The sequence below is a fragment of the Streptomyces sp. NPDC017056 genome (genome assembly GCF_044332485.1).
GTDB lineage: Bacteria > Actinomycetota > Actinomycetes > Streptomycetales > Streptomycetaceae > Streptomyces.
Window position 1 is genome coordinate 111,432 of the sequence record NZ_JBIRPD010000011.1, and the last position, 16,826, is coordinate 128,257.

The following is a 16,826-nucleotide window of genomic DNA, read 5'->3' on the forward strand; positions in this document are numbered from 1 at the left end:
GCTTTCCGACGGTCAAGTTCCATGATCACAAGGCCGGTTGAGCTGGGCTTCATCACATCGAGTGAATTACTGGCCCAGGCTTGCGGTCAACAACACGCGGTTGCCAGGCTGTTGCTGACTGTCAAGCTGTTGGGAGGGGCATGTGCCTTTCGGTGAGCAGCCCGCGTACCTCCGCGTCGCCGGCGACCTGCGCCAGAAGATCGTCGAAGGTGTGCTGCCCCCGCACACCCGCCTCCCCTCCCAGGCCCGCATCCGCGAGGAGTACGGCGTCTCCGACACGGTCGCCCTGGAGGCCCGCAAGGTGCTGATGGCCGAGGGACTGGTCGAGGGCCGCTCCGGGTCGGGGACGTATGTGCGCGAGCAGCCCGTCCCGCGCCGCATCGCCCGTGCCGGCTACCGCACCGGCGTCGGAGCCACGCCCTTCCGCCAGGAGCAGGCCGACGAGCGGGTCAAGGGCACCTGGGAGTCCAGCAGCGAGCGGGAGGAGGCCGACCCGGCCGTCGCGTCCCGGCTGCGCATCCAGGTGGGCGACCGGGTGATGCGGACGCGCTATCTCTTCCGGGCGGAGGGCGAGCCGTCCATGCTCTCCACGTCCTGGGAGCCGCTGGACCTGACCGGGCGTACGCCCGTGATGCTGCCCGAGGAGGGGCCGCTGGCGGGGCGCGGGGTGGTCGAGCGGATGGCGGCCATCGACGTGATCGTGGACAACGTGGTCGAGGAGGTCGGCGCGCGGCCGGGGCTGGCGGAGGAGGCCATGGCGCTGGGCGGGGTTCCGGGGCATGCGGTGCTGGTCATCTCGCGTACGTACTTCGCGGGCGGCCGCCCGGTGGAGACGGCCGACGTCGTGACGCTCGCCGACCGCCACCGGGTGGCCTACCACTTGCCGGTGCACTAGCTGTACTGACCGGGCACGTTGATGGAGAACAGGGGGCCTGATCGGCAATCACGATGCGGGGGTTGAGTGCCTGTTGGCCAGGTCCCTGGCGAGCTGACTGATGCGTGCGCGGGCCGTCTCAGGGGCGAGCACCTCGATGTGGTCGCCGAACTGAAGAAGCTGACGCACCGACTCGATGTCGGGGTAGCGCACGACGACGACGCACGAGCCTTTTTCCGCGTCGGAGACATGGTGGATGCGGGTGCCGAGGATGCGCCGCGCCAGGTCGAGACCCTTTTCCGGCAGGCGGATGGTCACGCTCACGCGATCTTGCTCCTCAGTGCGTCTCTTCAACACGGCCCATCTGGTGCGGAGGGTTTCGCCCGGTTGGAGCACGGCTGGTGCGTCTAGCTGTTCGAAGGCCAACAGTCGTTCCAGAGCGAGCAGCCGGCTGTCGCCCTGGTCATCGGCGACGAGATACCAGCGACCTGATTTCGCCACGAGCCCGTACGGGTCGACCACCCGTGTCGAGGCCTGGCTCTCGGCGCTGCGCCGGTACAGGACTCGAAGGCGTCGCCGGTGTCGCAGGGTCGAGGCCAGGTCCGATACTTCGACCGCTGCCTCGGGGGCAGCAAACCACGCAGTGCTGTCGACCAGCACAAGGTCGGCCAGCCGCAGCGGGCTCGGCGACTTTGGTGCTGCAGCCTGGCGGGCGGCGATCTTGCGCTCGGCCGACTCCCACGCCGCAGTCAGGCCCATTCGCTCACGTAGTGCGCTGTCCAAGCCGGCCACGGACAGGGCCTCCAGTTCTGGTGGTTCCAGATGGGATGCGCTGAGCCGTGCACTGGGGAGCAGGACGATCCCGCCGTTTCGCCCACGTTCGGCATAGACGGGCACGCCCGCTGTCGATAGCGCCTCGACGTCCCGCAGCACAGTCCGCCGGGACACCTCAAGACGCGCGGCGAGCTCCGTAGTAGTGAGCCGCTGACGGGTCTGCAGGAGCAGCAGGAGATGCAGGAGCCTTGACGCCTTCATGCTTACCCATGTTTTCAGAAAAGGTGACAGGTTCCGTCGCGATTGGTTGATCCACTGGGTGCTGGACCGGGAAATCAACGAGTTGAGGAGCGCTCCATGCCCGCACCGAATCTGTTCCTGATCGGCGTCCGCGACGCCGAGGCCGCCACCGCCTTCTACAGCGACCTGTTCGAGATCGAGCCGACCTTCACCAGTCCCCACTACGTAGCGTTCGAAGCTGCCCCCGGTGTCTTGTTCGCACTGTGGACGGGCTACAGCGAGCACGCGGTCCCGAGCCTCCCTCGTACGACAGAGATCGGACTCATGGTGCCGGGGCCATCGCAGGCGATTGACGAGATCTTCACGAGGTGGGCCTCGAAGGGGGTCCACGTCGTGCAGGAGCCGCATGATGCTGTCTTCGGCCGCACATTCGTGATCACGGACCCTGACGGCAACCTCATCCGAGTCTCCCCGGTCGACTGACCTGCACTATCCCTCCTCGCATATCTCCAAGCTGAAGGGCCGGCCACCCACCATGGCCGGCCTTTCAGCCTGTCCAGGAGCTCAGAAATGTCGCATTCGGACGCGGCCCTCACCCCGCGCCACCGGCTGAAGGTCGCTCTCGTCGCTGAGACGGCTGGCCGATCAGCGAAGTCGCGGCCCGCTTCCAGGTGTCCTGGCCGACCGTGAAGCGCTGGGGCGATCGCTACCTCGCAGGCGAGTCCATGCCGGACCGATCCTCACGACCGCGGAGCTCTCCGGCCAAGACACCCAAGACCGTGACGAAGAGGTGCGTCAGCCTGCGACTCCGTCTGCGGAAGGGCCGGTCCAGCTCGCTGCGAGACTCGATACCGCCCCGTCGACAATGCATCGAATCCTGCGATCGGCCCGCCTGAACGGACTCGCCTACGTCGACCGTGAGACCGGTGAGCCCGTCCGCCGGTATGAGCACGACCATCCGGGATCACTGGTGCACGTGGACGTGAAGAAGCCCGGGAACATCCCCGGCGGTGGCGGCCGGCGCTACGTCGGCCGCCACCAAGGCGAGAAGCACCGCGCCGCCCCGCCTTCCGCGCGCCCCGCCCCTCCCGCACCCCCACGCGTAACGAAGCGTTCCCGCGCCCATGTGGCGTTCCCGCGCCCACGTGGCGTTCTCGCGCACACGCGCGATGCCCTGTTCTCCGGTCGCGCGCCGTTCGTTCGGTGCTCGGCGGGCAAGATCGCACGGTGCGTACTGATGCGTAACCCGCCAGTAGCCACCCTTGATGTGTGTCTATGTCGGGATTTGAACGGCCAATTGGTGAGTGGGAAACCTCACACACCCTCAGCGGGGAGGGAGTTTTGACCCCGCTTGGGAATCCGATCTTCCAATTCGCTCTTACGATGGCGAAGTTTGTGCACGGCACGGGGGAAGATCAGGAGACCAAGCACGTTGAGCACGACGCAGACCCAGAGCGCGGAGCAGGGCTCCCACTCGAATTACCGACGGTCCCTCGGGACCATTGCCCTGACCGCCACGGGTCTTGGGTCGATCATCGGTTCCGGCTGGCTCTTCGGGGCCGAGCGGGCCGCCGCCATCGCTGGTCCCGCCGCCATCCTCGCCTGGGTCATCGGCGCGGTCGTCGCGCTCACGATCGCCCTCACGTACACCGAACTGGGCTCGATGTTCCCCAAGGCGGGCGGCATGGTCCGCTACGGCCAGTACTCGCACGGCTCGCTCGCCGGTTACCTCGCCGCCTGGGCGAACTGGATCGCGATCGTCTCCGTCATACCCGGGGAGGCCACGGCCTCCGTCCAGTACATGAGCTCCTGGAACTTCGGGTGGGCGCAGGCCCTGTACGACGGCAAGGAGCTGACCGGCAGCGGTGTCGCGGTCGCCAGCGTCCTGCTGGTCTTCTACTTCTTCCTGAACTGGTTCGCGATCTCGCTCTTCGCGAAGACCAACACCGCGATCACGGTCTTCAAGGTCGTCGTACCGATCCTGACCGCGAGCGCGCTGATGATGGCGCACTTCGACACGAGCAACATCAAGGACCACGGCGGCTTCACGCCCAACGGGTGGAGCGCGGTCTTCTCCGCCGTCGCCCTCTCCGGCATCGTCTGGGCCTACAACGGCTTCCAGTCGCCGCTGAACATGGCCGGCGAGGCCCGTAACCCGGGCAAGTCGCTGCCCAAGGCCGTCGTCTACTCGATCGTGATCGCGCTCGTCATCTACGTCGCGCTCCAGGTCGCCTTCCTGATGGCCGTCCCCGGCGGCAAGCTGGAGTCCGCCGGCGGCTGGGCCCACCTCGGCTACAACTCGCCGCTCGCCGACCTCGCCGTCGCCTGGGGCCTGAACTGGCTGGCGCTGCTGCTGTACGCGGACGCGTTCGTCTCGCCGTCCGGTACGGGCATGATCTACGCGGCCACCACCTCGCGCATGATCCAGGGCGTGCAGGAGAACGGGCACCTGCCCAAGATCTTCGGCCGGGTGGACAAGAAGACCGGTGTGCCGCGTCCGGCGCTGGTCCTGAACCTGTTCATCGCCTTCCTCTTCCTCGCGGTCTTCCGCGGCTGGGGCTCGCTCGCCGAGATCGTCTCGGTGGCCACCGTGATCTCGTACATCACCGGGCCGGTCGCGGTGATGTCGCTGCGCCGCCTCGCGCCGGACCTGCAGCGGCCGGTGAAGCTGCGGATCATGCCGGTCGTCGCGCCGATCGCGATGGTCTTCGGTTCGCTGGTCCTGTACTGGGGCCGCTGGCCGCTCACCGGCAAGGTCATCCTGATCATGGCGGTCGGCCTGCCGGTCTGGGCCTGGTACGAGCTGCGCAAGCCGTGGGCCGAGTTGAAGCCGCACCTCAAGGCGGGCGCCTGGATGGTGGCGTACCTGCTGGTCATGGCGTGCGTGTCGTACATGGGCGGCACGGAGTTCGGCGGCAAGGGCTACCTGGCGCCGGGCTGGGACATCGTGGTGGTCGCGGTGATCGGCCTGGTCTTCTACTGGTGGGGCGTCCGCAGCTCCTGGCGCAACCCGACGCTGCTGGCGGCCGAGGCGGAGTCGCTGGCGGCGATCGAGGCCGAGAAGGCCGCGGAGAAGGCCGAGGGAAAGGCCGAGGGGAAGGCTGAGGGGGAGGCTGAGGGGGAGGCCGCGTCCGGCGCCAAGTGCGACGCGGGCACGTCCTAGCAGCCACGCAGGCATCATCCGACGGGCGCCGTCGGCGGCAGGGGCCGCCGGCGGCGCCCGTTCGTGTGTGGGGGCGGGGGCGAGCGGGGGCCGTGCGCCGTCCTGCGCCGTGTTCGATGGCCGGTTCGGTATCTCTTTGTGCAAAGGCGTATCCGGTGCGTAAAGGTCGGGCGTAGGCTCGGGCATATGCGGCATGCGGTTTCGGTAACGGTTCAGGAGGGGCGCGCGACGGCGCGCTGGACGGCGGACGGAGGGGCGCGATGACCGACAGTGGCGCGGTGCTGCCCTGGCTCGTCATTCGCCAGGACGAGGGCGGCAATCGCTATCGCGTCGGCCGCTACGCCACCCGTGCGGAAGCGGAACAGGTGGCCGACCGGCTCGATACCCGCCGGCACGGGCAGCTGTACGTCGTGGAGCGGGTGGGGCACGCCACGGCCTGACGCGGAGGGGCGGCCACGGCGGGACGTAGGCTGCCGCGCATGACGAACGTGCGTGTGGTGGTGGGTGGTGCGGTGCTCGACCGGGGGCGGCTGCTGGCCGCGCGGCGCAGTGCGCCCGCCGCGCTGGCCGGCCGCTGGGAGCTGCCGGGCGGCAAGGTGGAGCCCGGAGAGACGCCCGAGGAGGCGCTCACGCGCGAGCTGCGGGAGGAACTGGGTATCGAGGCCGAGCCGCTGGAACGGATTCCGGGGGAGTGGGCGCTGCGCCCCGGCCTCGTGCTGCGGGTGTGGACGGCCCGCCTGGTGTCCGGCGAGCCGCGGGCCCTCCAGGACCACGACGCGCTGCGCTGGCTGGCGCCGGACCAGGAGCACGAGGTCGACTGGCTCGACCAGGACCGCCCGGCGGTCGCTGAGGCGATGCGGCGCCTCGGCTCCTCGTACGCGTCCGGCGGCGTCTGAGCCGGCCTGCCCCGTGCGGGGCGGGTCGCCCGGCCGCGCGCCGGTTCCCCCGTACGGGCCGATCATCGGATTACGCGGGTCCCTCGTACGGGGCTGCCCGGCGGGGCGGGCGGCGCGCCGGAGAGGCCCGCGGCGTACCAGGCGTACGCGACGGGGTCCCGTCCGCCCCGTACGCCGTTTGTGCCACAGTGCGCCATTGAGGGCGATATTGAAGCCCTGATACCGGGTATGTGCTGTTTACCCCCTCAAGACGGACAATCCGGAGGGTGTTCGCACCGGGCTGGGAAGTGATCGGCGTGAGCGACAGCGCAGCGGCAGGGGCCCAGGAATCCTCCCCGTACGCGCCCCGGCGCGGTGTGATCTCCGGTTCTCCCATCGCCGAGTGGAGCTTTCCGGCCGAGCCGGGCTCCGCGCGCACCGCCCGTGCCGTGGTGCGCGAGGCCCTTGAGGACTGGGGCCTGGACTCCGCCGCCGACCTCACCGTGCTGCTCGTCAGCGAGCTGGTCACCAATTCGCTGCGCTACGCCAGCGGGCCCATCGGCCTGCGCATGGTCCTCAAGAGCGGGGGCAACCTGCTGGTCGAGGTGTCCGATCCGGTGCCCGATCCGCCGCGGGAGCGGACGGCGACGCCGGAGGACGAGGGCGGCCGCGGGTTGCAGCTGGTGGCGTGCACGTCGCTGCGCTGGGGCACCCGGCACGGTAGGACGGGTAAAACAGTGTGGTTCGAGCTGTCTGTGGCGGGTTAGGAGTCTGGTGGCGGCCTGATCGTTGCCGTTTCATTGACATTCTGTGGACGGCCTGCGATCGAGACTGTGCTGTGATCGTGAAGACCGTGTTCCGGATAGCCGCGGTGCTGGATACTCGGTTCGTCCGGTCCGGGCACGATGAGCTGGAGGGGACGGGGCTCGTGAGCGAGAAGTCATCTGGCGGGGCAGGACCCGCGCAGCCGGCCGGGCCGGGTGGTACGGACGGCCCGGCGCGGCCCGCGGGGCCCGAAGGCCCGGAAGGCCCGCCGATATGGCAGAGCAGCCCGCCCGGCTCCATCTACGACTACATCCGCGTCGCGTCGTTCTCGCTCGGCCCCGACGGGCGCATCGACCGGTGGAGCGAGCGCGCCGCCGAGATGCTCGGCATCCCCGCCAGGGAGGCCGTCGGCAAGGACCCGGTGGCCGCGTTCGTGCCGCACGAGCTGCACGACAGGGCGCACCGCACGGTCTCGGAGATCCTGGACGGCCGGGAGTGGACCGGCCTGGTCCCGTACCGTGCGCGCGGCACGGACGGGCCCGGCACGCCGGACGCGGGCGACAGCCGGCTCGCGGAGATCTACGTGATGCCGTCCGAGACGGCGGCGGGCGAGCGCGCGGCGGTCTGCCTGGTCGTCGACGTCCGCGCGCTGCGCGGCATCGAGACCGACCTGGCGGCCTCCCAGGCCGTTTTCGGCCAATCTCCCATGGGGTTTCTCCTCTTCGGCACGGACCTGCGGATCCGGCGCGTCAACGAGCGCTTCGCGACCGTCTTCGGCGGTCCCGCGTCCAGGTACAGCGGCGGCGGGCCGCACGACTTCCTGCCGCGTACCGAGGCGGAACGGCTCAACGCGGCGCTGCGGCGGGTGCTGGAGACGGGGGAGCCGGTCGCGGAGATGCAGCTCGTCGGTACGGTGCCGGCGGCCCCGGCCGTGCCCGCGCAGGCCACCGGGTCCCCCGCCCCTGCCGGCTCCGCCCCGGGGCCGGCGGAGGCCGACCGCCGCCGCTGGTCCGTCTCCCTGTACCGCCTGCACGGCGCCAGCGGCCGCCCCATCGGCGTCGCCGCGCTGGCCGCCGACGTGACGGGCCGGCGGCGGGCCGAGCGGGAGGCCGCCAGCGCCCGCCGCAACCTGGCGCTGCTCAACGAGGCCGGCGCACGGATCGGCAACTCCCTCGACCTGGAGACCACCGCCCGCACGCTCCTGGACGTGGCCGTGCCGCAGTTCTGCGACCTGGCCTCCGTGGACCTCTACCAGGGGCTGCTGGCCGGTGACGAGGCGCCGCCCGGCATGGCCGACGGCAGTGCCGAGCTGCGCCGGGTCGCGTTCGCCAGTGCCGTGTCCGACGCGCCGCTGGCCACCACGACGTGTTGCGTACCCGAGGGCGAGGCCGGTCCGGTGGCGGTCGGCGCCGTCCACCGGTACCCGTTCAACTCCCCGTGCGCGGGCGCGCTGCGCACCGCCCAGGCGCAGATCATCCCGGGCCGGGAGAACGAGGAGGGGCCCGAGCTGGGCGCGGTGGTCCACTCGACGCTCGCCGTGCCGATGGTCGCCCGCGACACGGTCGTCGGGCTGGTGCAGTTCTCCCGTACCAAGGGCAGTGAGTCGTTCGGAGAGCGCGACACCGCCCTCGCCGTCGAGCTGGCCGCGCGCGCCGCGGTCTGTATCGACAATGCCCGCCTGTACCGCCGGGAGCACGAGCGCGCGCTGATTTTGCAGCGCAGCCTGCTGCCGCCGGGCGACCCCGAGGCGGCGGGCCTGGACATCGCCTGCCGCTACCTGCCCGGGACCACCGCCACCGAGGTCGGCGGCGACTGGTTCGACGTCATCGAGCTGCCCGGCCACCGCACCGCGCTCGTCGTCGGCGACGTGATGGGGCGCGGGCTGCGCGCGGCCGTCGCGATGGGCGAGCTGCGTACCGCCGTACGGACCCTGGCGCTGCTCGACATGGAGCCGGCCGAGGTGCTCTCCGCGCTCGACGAGATCGCACGCGGGCTCGGCGCGACCGGCGGGGGCGCCCGGACGAGCGCGCGCGCCCCGCGCAGCCGGTCGGCGGGTCCCGCCGGGGCGTCCGCCGATCCCTCCGCCAACCCCTCCGCCGAGGCGCCGCGCGCGGGTTCCGGCACCGCCGACCTCTCCGAGGTCTACCTCGCCACCTGCGTGTACGCCGTGTACGACCCGATCAGCCGGCGCTGTACGTTCGCCAACGCCGGGCATCTGCCGCCCATCCTGGTCGAGGACGGCGAAGACGCCCTGCTGCTGGACGTACCGCCCGGCATGCCGCTCGGTGTCGGCGGCGAGCCGTTCGAGGAGACCGAGGTCGAGCTGCCCGACGGGGCGCTGCTCGCCCTCTACACGGACGGCCTGGTCGAATCCCGCGACCACCCGCTGGACGAGGGCCTGCGCGCCTTCCAGACGGCCCTGTCGGAGGCCGGGCGTCCGCTGGAGGACGTCTGCGACCACGTACTGAACGCGCTGGACACCCGGCACGGCGAGGACGACATCGCGCTGCTGATGGCCCGCGTGCACGGCCTGCCCAAGGACTCCGTCGGCGACTGGAACCTGGCCCCCGAGGCCCGCTCGGTCTCCCGCGCCCGTGAGCTGGCCCGTGACCAGCTCACGGACTGGGGCCTGGAGGCGCTCGTCGACACCACCGAACTGCTCGTCAGCGAGCTGGTCACCAATGCGCTGCGGCACGGCCACGGCGAGATCCGGCTGCGCCTGCTGCTGGACCGCACCCTGGTGTGCGAGGTGTGGGACGCGGACCTGGCCCAGCCACGCCGCAGGAGGGCCCGTGACACGGACGAGGGCGGCCGCGGGCTCCAGCTCGTCGGCCTGCTCAGCGCCGGCTGGGGCAGCCGCCGCACCCCCCGGGGCAAGACCGTGTGGTTCGAGCTCCCGCTGCCCGACGGCGACACCGTCATCCCCGACCCGGCGGACGCCTTGCTGAGTCTTTTCTGAGCGGCCTGTTCCGAAGAGGGCCGCGGCGTCCGGCCGGGTGCCGCGGGGCGGTGGCTAGTCGGTCCCGTTCCGTCGCCTGATCTTGTCGCCCAGCCACACCAGCGGGTCGTACTTGCGGTCGGCCGCGCGTTCCTTCATGGGGATCAGGGCGTTGTCGGTGATCCTGATGTGCTCGGGGCAGACCTCGGTGCAGCACTTGGTGATGTTGCAGTGGCCGAGGCCGTGCTCGTCCTGGGCGGCGCGTTTGCGGTCGAGGCCGGATTCGGAAGCCGCGTCCAGGGGGTGCATGTCGAGCTCCGCGATCCGCATCAGGAATCGGGGGCCGGCGAAGGCGGTCTTGTTCTCCTCGTGGTCGCGGACGACATGGCAGGTGTCCTGGCACAGGAAGCACTCGATGCACTTGCGGAACTCCTGCGAGCGGCCGACGTCCTCCTGCCGCATCCGGTACCCGCCCGGCTCCAGACCGGGCGGCGGTACGAAGCTGGGGATCTCCCGGGCCTTGGCGTAGTTGAACGAGACGTCCGTGACCAGGTCGCGGACGACCGGGAAGGCCCGCATCGGGGTGATGGTGACCGTCTCGTCGCGGGCGAAGACGGACATGCGGGTCATGCACATCAGGCGGGGCCGCCCGTTGATCTCCGCGCTGCACGAGCCGCACTTGCCCGCCTTGCAGTTCCAGCGGACGGCGAGGTCGGGGGCCTGGGTGGCCTGGAGGCGGTGGACGATGTCGAGGACCACCTCGCCGTCGTTGACCTCCACGCGGAAGTCCTCCAGGCCGCCGCCGTCCGCGTCGCCCCGCCAGACTTTGAAGTGCGCCTTGTAGGCGTCGGACTGCGCGCTCACCGGTTCGTCTCCTCGTCGTCCGCGGTTCCTGGTGCCCCCGCCGTGCCCGCCGCCAGTTCCTCGTCCGTCAGGTACTTCGCCAGCTCGTCCTGTTCGAAGAGGCCGAGGAGATCGGTACGGATGGGCGGGGTCTCGCGGCGGGTCAGGCGGATCTGGCCGACGGCCGGGTCCTGCGGGGGGAGGTCCGTGCCGTTCTCGGCCAGCTCGCAGACCAGGTTGATCCGGCGCCACCGCCGGTCCATCTCCGGGTAGTCGTCCCGGGTGTGCCCGCCGCGGGACTCCTTGCGTTCCAGTGCGGCCCGCGCCACGCACTCGCTGACCAGCAGCATGTTGCGCAGGTCGATGGCCAGGTGCCAGCCGGGGTTGTACTGCCGGTGGCCCTCGACGCCGGCCCGGCGGGCCCGTACCCGCAGGTCGGCGAGGCGTTCCAGGGCCTCTTCCATCTCGCCCTGCCTGCGGATGATGCCCACCAGGTCGTTCATCGCCTGCTGGAGTTCCTGGTGGAGGGTGTACGGGTTCTCGGCGGGCCGTCCGGTGTGGTGGGCGTCGGGCCCCTCGGCGCTGAACGGGCGCAGCGCCTCCGCCTCCGCGGCGTCGAGCTGGAGCGGGTCGGCGGCCGGCCGCCCGGCCCTGGCGCGTGCGTGCTCGGCCGCGTACAGGCCCGCCCGGCGGCCGAAGACCAGCAGGTCGGACAGGGAGTTGCCGCCGAGCCGGTTGGAGCCGTGCATGCCGCCGGCCACCTCGCCGGCGGCGAACAGGCCGGGGACGCCGGTGGCGGCCGCGGTGTCCGGGTCGACCTCCACGCCGCCCATCACGTAGTGGCAGGTCGGCCCGACCTCCATCGGCTCGGCGGTGATGTCCACGTCCGCCAGCTCCTTGAACTGGTGGTGCATGGAGGGCAGCCGCCGCCGGATGGTCTCGGCCGGCATACGGGTGGAGACGTCGAGGAAGACTCCGCCGTGCGGGGAGCCGCGGCCCGCCTTGACCTCGGCGTTGATGGCGCGCGCGACCTCGTCGCGGGGCAGCAGTTCGGGCGGGCGGCGGTTGTGGTCGGGGTCGTCGTACCAGCGGTCGCCCTCGGCCTCGGACTGGGCGTACTTCTCCTTGAAGACGTCCGGGATGTAGTCGAACATGAAGCGTTTGCCGTCGCTGTTGCGCAGCACGCCGCCGTCGCCGCGGACGGATTCGGTGACGAGGATGCCCTTGACGGAGGGCGGCCAGACCATGCCCGTCGGGTGGAACTGGACGAACTCCATGTTGATCAGCGGGGCCCCGGCGAGCAGCGCGAGCGCGTGCCCGTCGCCGGTGTACTCCCAGGAGTTGGACGTGACCTTGAAGGACTTGCCGATGCCGCCGGTCGCCAGGACCACCGAGGGGGCCTGGAGGACGAAGAAGCGGCCGGACTCACGTTCGTAGCAGAAGGCGCCGGCCACCCGGCCCTCGTCCTTGAGCACGCGGGTGACCGTGCACTCCTGGAACACTTTCAGGCGTGCGTCGTACGCGCCGTGTTCGCGCTCGTCCTCCTGCTGGAGGGAGACGATCTTCTGCTGGAGGGTGCGGATCAGCTCCAGGCCCGTACGGTCGCCGACGTGCGCGAGGCGCGGGTACTCGTGGCCGCCGAAGTTGCGCTGCGAGATCCGGCCGTCCGGGGTGCGGTCGAACAGCGCGCCCCAGGTCTCCAGCTCCCAGACCCGCTCCGGCGCCTCGCGGGCGTGCAGCTCCGCCATCCGCCAGTGGTTGAGGAACTTGCCGCCGCGCATGGTGTCGCGGAAGTGGACCTGCCAGTTGTCGCCCTCGTTGACGTTGCCCATGCTGGCCGCGATGCCGCCCTCGGCCATGACCGTATGGGCCTTGCCGAACAGCGACTTGCAGATCACGGCCGTACGCATGCCCTGTTCACGGGCCTCGATGGCGGCGCGCAGCCCGGCGCCGCCCGCGCCCACCACGACAACGTCCCACTCCTGCCGGTCGAGCTGCGTCATCACAAGGCACCCTTCCTAGAAGAAGCGCGGGTCGTCGAAGGCCCCGGTGGCGAGGAGGAAGACGTAGAAGTCGGCGGCGGCCACGCTGATCAGCGAGGCCCAGGCGAGGGCCGCGTGCCGCGCGTTCAGCTTGCCGACCCAGCCCCACAGGCGGTAGCGCACCGGGTGTTTGGAGAAGTGCCGCAGCCGGCCGCCGACGATGTGCCGGCAGGAGTGGCAGGAGAGGGTGTACGCCCAGATCAGCGCGATGTTGACGAGGAAGACCAGGGTGCCCAGACCCATGTGGCCCCACTCGTAGTCCGCGTTGCGGAAGGTGAGCGCGGTGTCGTAAGTGAGGATGCCCGCGACGAGCACCGCGAAGTAGAAGAAGTAGCGGTGGACGTTCTGAAGGATCAGCGGGAAGCGGGTCTCGCCGGTGTACTTCTTGTGCGGTTCGGCGACCGCGCAGGCCGGCGGGGAGGCCCAGAAACCCCGGTAGTACGCCTTGCGGTAGTAGTAGCAGGTCAGCCGGAAGCCCAGCGGGAAGATCAGGATCAGCAGCGCGGGGGACAGGCCCCACCAGCTGCCGAAGACCTCCCAGTTGGGGCCGCCGCGCATCGGGTGGCAGTTCTCCGCCAGGCACGGCGAGTAGAACGGCGAGACGTACGGCGCCGCGTAGTAGTCCGCGTTCGCGAACGCCCGCCATGTCGAGTACACGACGAAGGCGAACAGGCCCGCCGCGGTCGTGGCCGGGTACAGCCACCAGCGGTCGGTCCGCAGGTGGCGGGCGGGGATCGCGGCACGCGAAGGGGCGTGCACGCCGGTGCCGGACGTACCGGCCGCGCGCTTCGCGGCGCTTGCGTCGGTATGCGGTTGGGGTTCGGTGCCAGTGGCCAACGTCGGTCTCCGTGGACGGCTGTCTGGGGGTGGGACGGGCGGCGTGCGGGGCTACGGCGCCCGGCGGTCGCGCGCGCCGAGACCCTCGTCCTCCGCGTCGGCCCACAGGGCGGCGTCGTACGGCGCGTCCGGGATGGTCACCATCTCGGGGCCGGGCACGGGGGTGCGGCCGGTACGCGGGGCCGCGCCGGTGCGGGTGGCGGCCGAGGGGCGCCCGGGCGGCGGGTCCCCCGCGCCCTCCCGCAGCAGTTGCAGGCTCTCGCGCAGGTGGTCGGTGTCACTGCGCACGCGGCGCATCTCCAGCCCGCCGCCGACCCGTTGCTCCAGTCGTCCCACCGACCGTTCCAGGTCGTCCAAGTGGCGCTGAACTGCCGTCAGATCGTCCTGCAGGGACATGACTTGCCCTCACCTCCGCGGGTGTGGTCGGCGTCATTCCGGCCGGGTCCCGGCCCGTGGGCCGGGTGCAGCGGCGTGCGCCTGCGAGTGTCGCGCGTCACAGTCGCGATTGGGAAGGGATCTGCCGCGATTGCGGAACCGGACCGGCGTGTTTCGGCGGGTGTGCGCCGTCGGCCCGTACCGGTGGACGTGCTTTTGTACGGCGTTTTGTACGTCCGCCGGTGCCGGCCCGTACGCCGTTCCCGGGCCCGCGGGCGCGCGGCGGCCCCCGCCGGACCGGGGAAGGTCCCGGTTGGGCCGGGCGGGTGGCCTTCACGGCGGCGGCCGACGTGTCGCCCGCCCGTACGGGCGGAGGTCGCATTCAGTGGGGGAGCCATAGATGTGATGAGCCGCAAAGTCGGCCGAACGTGATCCGTGGCCCCGCGGCCCGCCGCGGCGGCGCGGCGCGGGCGAGCCCCGGAGGTAACCGCCATGACCCACCCCGTCAGCTCAGGCCGCGCGGCCTGCCGCGGGCGCCGCTGCGCCGCGCTCGTCGCTGCCGGAGTGCTGCTGCCGCTGCCGGTACTGACCGGCTGCGGCGGGGGTGACGACTCCGGGGAGGCCGGTCCCGCCGCCCGGGACATCGCCGTCACCGCGCGCGACCAGGTGCGCAGGGGCGGCACGCTGCGGTGGGCGGTGGACGCGGCGCCCGGCACCCTGAACGCCTTCCAGGCGAGCGCCGACGCGGCCACCCGGCGCGTCACCGACGCCGTACTGCCCCTGCTGTTCACGCTGGACGAGCGCGGGCGCGCCCAGCGCAACGCGGACTACCTGGACGCCGCCGACGTCACCGAGCGGGAGCCCCGGCAGAAGGTCCTGTACAAGATCAACCCGAAGGCGCGGTGGAGCGACGGACGGGCGGTCGGCGCTGAGGACTTCGTCGCGCAGTGGAAGGCGCTGCGCGGCAAGGACAACGCGTACTGGACCGCGCGCAACGCCGGGTACGACCGCATCGAGAAGGTGGAGCCGGGCAAGCACGCGCGCGAGGTCGAGGTGACCTTCACCAAGCCGTACGCCGACTGGACGTCGCTGTTCACGCCGCTGTACCCGAAGAGCGTCATGGGCAGCGCGGACGCCTTCAACGACGGCGCGCGCGAGCAGCTCAAGGCGGTCGCCGGGCCGTTCGCGGTGGAGGGCGGGAACAAGGAGGACGGCACCGTCACCCTCGTACGCAACCCGAAGTGGTGGGGCGCGCCCGCCAAGCTGGACAAGGTGGTGCTGACGGCGCTGCCGCGCGAGAAGCGGGGCGCGGCGCTGGCCGCCGGGACCGTGGACCTGGCCGAGGTGGACCCGGGCGACGCGCAGAAGATCGCCGCGGCGCGGAAGCCGGCGGCGTCCGGGTCGGCGAGCGCGGGGTCGCCCGCGGGGTCCCCGGACGCGGGCTCGCCCGGCGCCGGTTCGCCGAGCGCCGGGGCGCCGGACGGCGCATCGCCCGAGGTCGATCGCGTCGAAGGCGCCGAACACGACGCCGGCGGCTCCCCGGGCGCGCGCGGCGACGACGCGCCGCCCCGCCGCGCCACCACCGCCGAGCAGGACGCGCTGCGCCGCTACACCGTCCGCAAGGCCCTCGAGCCCGCCTACACCCAGCTCGCCCTGAACGGCAGCACCAGCCCGCTCAACGACGAACGCGTACGCCGCGCGGTGGCCCGCGCCGTCGACCGGCAGAAGCTGGCCGACACCGTCCTCAAGCCGCTCGGCCTGCCGAACCAGCCGCTCGGCAGCCACCTGCTGATGGCGGGCCAGCCCGCCTACGAGGACAACAGCGGCGCCCTGGGCGGCCCGGACACCAAGGCCGCGCAGGCGCTGCTGGCCGAAGCGGGCTGGCGGGCGCCGGGCGGCTCCTCCGGGCAGTCGCGGCAGCCTGGCCCGAAGCAGGAGCCGGAGAAGAAGGCGGACGCCGGGAAGGGCGCTTCGGGCGACGGCAAGGCGGGCGTCGTGCACGCGGGCGCCGCACCGGCCGCGCCGCTGTCCTCCGCCGGTGTGCGGGCCGCCGACATCCAGCGGTCCGCGCTGCTGCGGCAGAGCGCCGCCCTCTACAAGGACGCGGCCGCGAACCGCCGGGCCGCGGCCGACGCCGACACGGCCTCCCAGGCGTACGCGGACTACCGGCGGTACGAGCAGCTGGCGGCGTACGCGCTGCGCTCCGCCGAGGCGATCGAGGTGGCCCCGGTGCCCGGCAGCCAGGGCGCCGGCGCCGAGCAGGCCGCCGGGGACAGAACGGCCGACGGCAAACCGGAGCATGTGGCCGGCCCGGCCGCCTGGGCGTACGCCGGCAACGCCGACCCCGCGGCGCGCGGCCCGGTCCCCGCGCTCAAGAAGGACGGCAAGCCGCTCGTCCTGCGCTTCGTGCTCCCGGACGGCGCCGGCTCCGAGCGGCTGCGCGCCGTGGCGGGCCGGATCTCCGCGATGCTCGCCCGGATCGGTGTGCAGACCGCCGTCCAGAAGGTGCCGGGCAAGAGCTACTTCGAGGACCACATCGCCTCCGGCGACTACGATCTGGCGCTGTACACCTGGCCGGGCTCCGCCTACCCCGCCACCGACGGCCGCCCGATCTACGCCAAGCCGCAGCCGGCGGCCGACGGCAGCCTGACCGTCGAGCAGAACTACACCCGGGTCGGCACCGACCACATCGACCAGCTCTTCGACCAGGCCGCAGCCGAGCTGGACGAGGACGCCTCCCGGGAGCTGGTCGAGCGGGCCGACGCCCGCATCTGGGCCGCGGCCGGCTCCGTACCGCTCTTCCAGCGCCCCGAGGTGGTCGCGGCGCGGAGGGACCTGGTCAACGCGGGCGCCTTCGGGTTCGCGACCCCGCGCTTCGCGGACATCGGGTACAAGAAGTGACGTAGCGGACCGGTTACGCGGGGACGGCATTCAGGCGGCCGCGCGGCGAAGGGGGCGTGCGCGCCCGGCGCGCGGCGCCTGTTCGAATATGCATCACCGCAGGTCAGGGCCGGTTCGTGCGACCTGACGCTGCCGAAGCCGCGCCAGCCCCGTACCATGGGGTGAGGCCGTGGCGTCTTCATGCCCGGCAGGCACACGT

The 16,826-nt window shown here is 71.8% G+C and carries 13 protein-coding genes and 1 pseudogene; 9 read left to right on the forward strand and 5 right to left on the reverse strand.

The window, feature by feature from the left end:
• Nucleotides 1-142: 142 nt before the first annotated feature.
• The gene (locus tag ACH4OW_RS21395) at nt 143-895 is read left to right on the forward strand and encodes a GntR family transcriptional regulator (protein ID WP_360127658.1); all 753 of its coding nucleotides are present in this window, start codon (nt 143-145) and stop codon (nt 893-895) included.
• 48 nt (nt 896-943) lie between these two features.
• Here ACH4OW_RS21395 and ACH4OW_RS21400 read toward each other — a convergent pair whose 3' ends face one another.
• Nucleotides 944-1,909, reverse strand: coding sequence for a helix-turn-helix transcriptional regulator (locus tag ACH4OW_RS21400; RefSeq protein ID WP_398029631.1), 966 nt, complete (start codon nt 1,907-1,909; stop codon nt 944-946).
• A gap of 96 nt (nt 1,910-2,005) precedes the next feature.
• Between ACH4OW_RS21400 and ACH4OW_RS21405 the strand changes: the two genes are divergently transcribed.
• From ACH4OW_RS21405 to ACH4OW_RS21435, 7 genes and pseudogenes are all read left to right on the forward strand, one after another.
• Complete coding sequence (locus tag ACH4OW_RS21405; protein ID WP_046929261.1) at nt 2,006-2,371, forward strand: VOC family protein; 366 nt, start codon at nt 2,006-2,008, stop codon at nt 2,369-2,371.
• A gap of 87 nt (nt 2,372-2,458) precedes the next feature.
• A pseudogene (locus ACH4OW_RS21410) lies at nt 2,459-2,957 on the forward strand (IS481 family transposase); the annotation flags it as partial.
• Nucleotides 2,958-3,320: 363 nt separating this feature from the next.
• Complete coding sequence (locus ACH4OW_RS21415) at nt 3,321-5,051, forward strand: APC family permease (protein ID WP_398029633.1); 1,731 nt, start codon at nt 3,321-3,323, stop codon at nt 5,049-5,051.
• Between the two features lie 260 nt (nt 5,052-5,311).
• Complete coding sequence (locus ACH4OW_RS21420) at nt 5,312-5,491, forward strand: SPOR domain-containing protein (RefSeq protein ID WP_360127663.1); 180 nt, start codon at nt 5,312-5,314, stop codon at nt 5,489-5,491.
• Nucleotides 5,492-5,530: 39 nt separating this feature from the next.
• The gene (locus ACH4OW_RS21425; RefSeq protein ID WP_398029636.1) at nt 5,531-5,947 is read left to right on the forward strand and encodes a (deoxy)nucleoside triphosphate pyrophosphohydrolase; all 417 of its coding nucleotides are present in this window, start codon (nt 5,531-5,533) and stop codon (nt 5,945-5,947) included.
• Between the two features lie 287 nt (nt 5,948-6,234).
• Complete coding sequence (locus ACH4OW_RS21430) at nt 6,235-6,693, forward strand: ATP-binding protein (protein ID WP_398029771.1); 459 nt, start codon at nt 6,235-6,237, stop codon at nt 6,691-6,693.
• A gap of 269 nt (nt 6,694-6,962) precedes the next feature.
• The gene (locus ACH4OW_RS21435) at nt 6,963-9,650 is read left to right on the forward strand and encodes a SpoIIE family protein phosphatase (protein ID WP_398029772.1); all 2,688 of its coding nucleotides are present in this window, start codon (nt 6,963-6,965) and stop codon (nt 9,648-9,650) included.
• Nucleotides 9,651-9,704: 54 nt separating this feature from the next.
• Here ACH4OW_RS21435 and ACH4OW_RS21440 read toward each other — a convergent pair whose 3' ends face one another.
• Genes ACH4OW_RS21440 through ACH4OW_RS21455 form a run of 4 tightly spaced genes read right to left on the reverse strand, consistent with a single transcriptional unit; the run spans nt 9,705 to nt 13,747 of the window.
• Nucleotides 9,705-10,493 carry a succinate dehydrogenase/fumarate reductase iron-sulfur subunit gene (locus tag ACH4OW_RS21440; RefSeq protein ID WP_398029638.1) on the reverse strand — a complete coding sequence of 263 codons (789 nt, stop codon included), beginning with the start codon at nt 10,491-10,493 and terminating at the stop codon, nt 9,705-9,707.
• Complete coding sequence (locus ACH4OW_RS21445) at nt 10,490-12,475, reverse strand: fumarate reductase/succinate dehydrogenase flavoprotein subunit (RefSeq protein ID WP_360127672.1); 1,986 nt, start codon at nt 12,473-12,475, stop codon at nt 10,490-10,492. The genes ACH4OW_RS21440 and ACH4OW_RS21445 overlap by 4 nt, the downstream gene beginning before the upstream one ends.
• Before the next feature lie 15 nt (nt 12,476-12,490).
• Nucleotides 12,491-13,351 (reverse strand): hypothetical protein, encoded by an 861-nt coding sequence (locus tag ACH4OW_RS21450; protein WP_360127675.1) that lies wholly within the window; start codon nt 13,349-13,351, stop codon nt 12,491-12,493.
• Nucleotides 13,352-13,402: 51 nt separating this feature from the next.
• Nucleotides 13,403-13,747 (reverse strand): hypothetical protein, encoded by a 345-nt coding sequence (locus ACH4OW_RS21455; protein ID WP_360127678.1) that lies wholly within the window; start codon nt 13,745-13,747, stop codon nt 13,403-13,405.
• A gap of 471 nt (nt 13,748-14,218) precedes the next feature.
• On the opposite strand from ACH4OW_RS21455, the gene ACH4OW_RS21460 reads away from it, so the two are divergent.
• On the forward strand, nt 14,219-16,627 hold the full coding sequence (locus tag ACH4OW_RS21460; protein WP_398029641.1) for an ABC transporter family substrate-binding protein: 2,409 nt from the start codon (nt 14,219-14,221) through the stop codon (nt 16,625-16,627).
• Nucleotides 16,628-16,826: the final 199 nt, after the last annotated feature.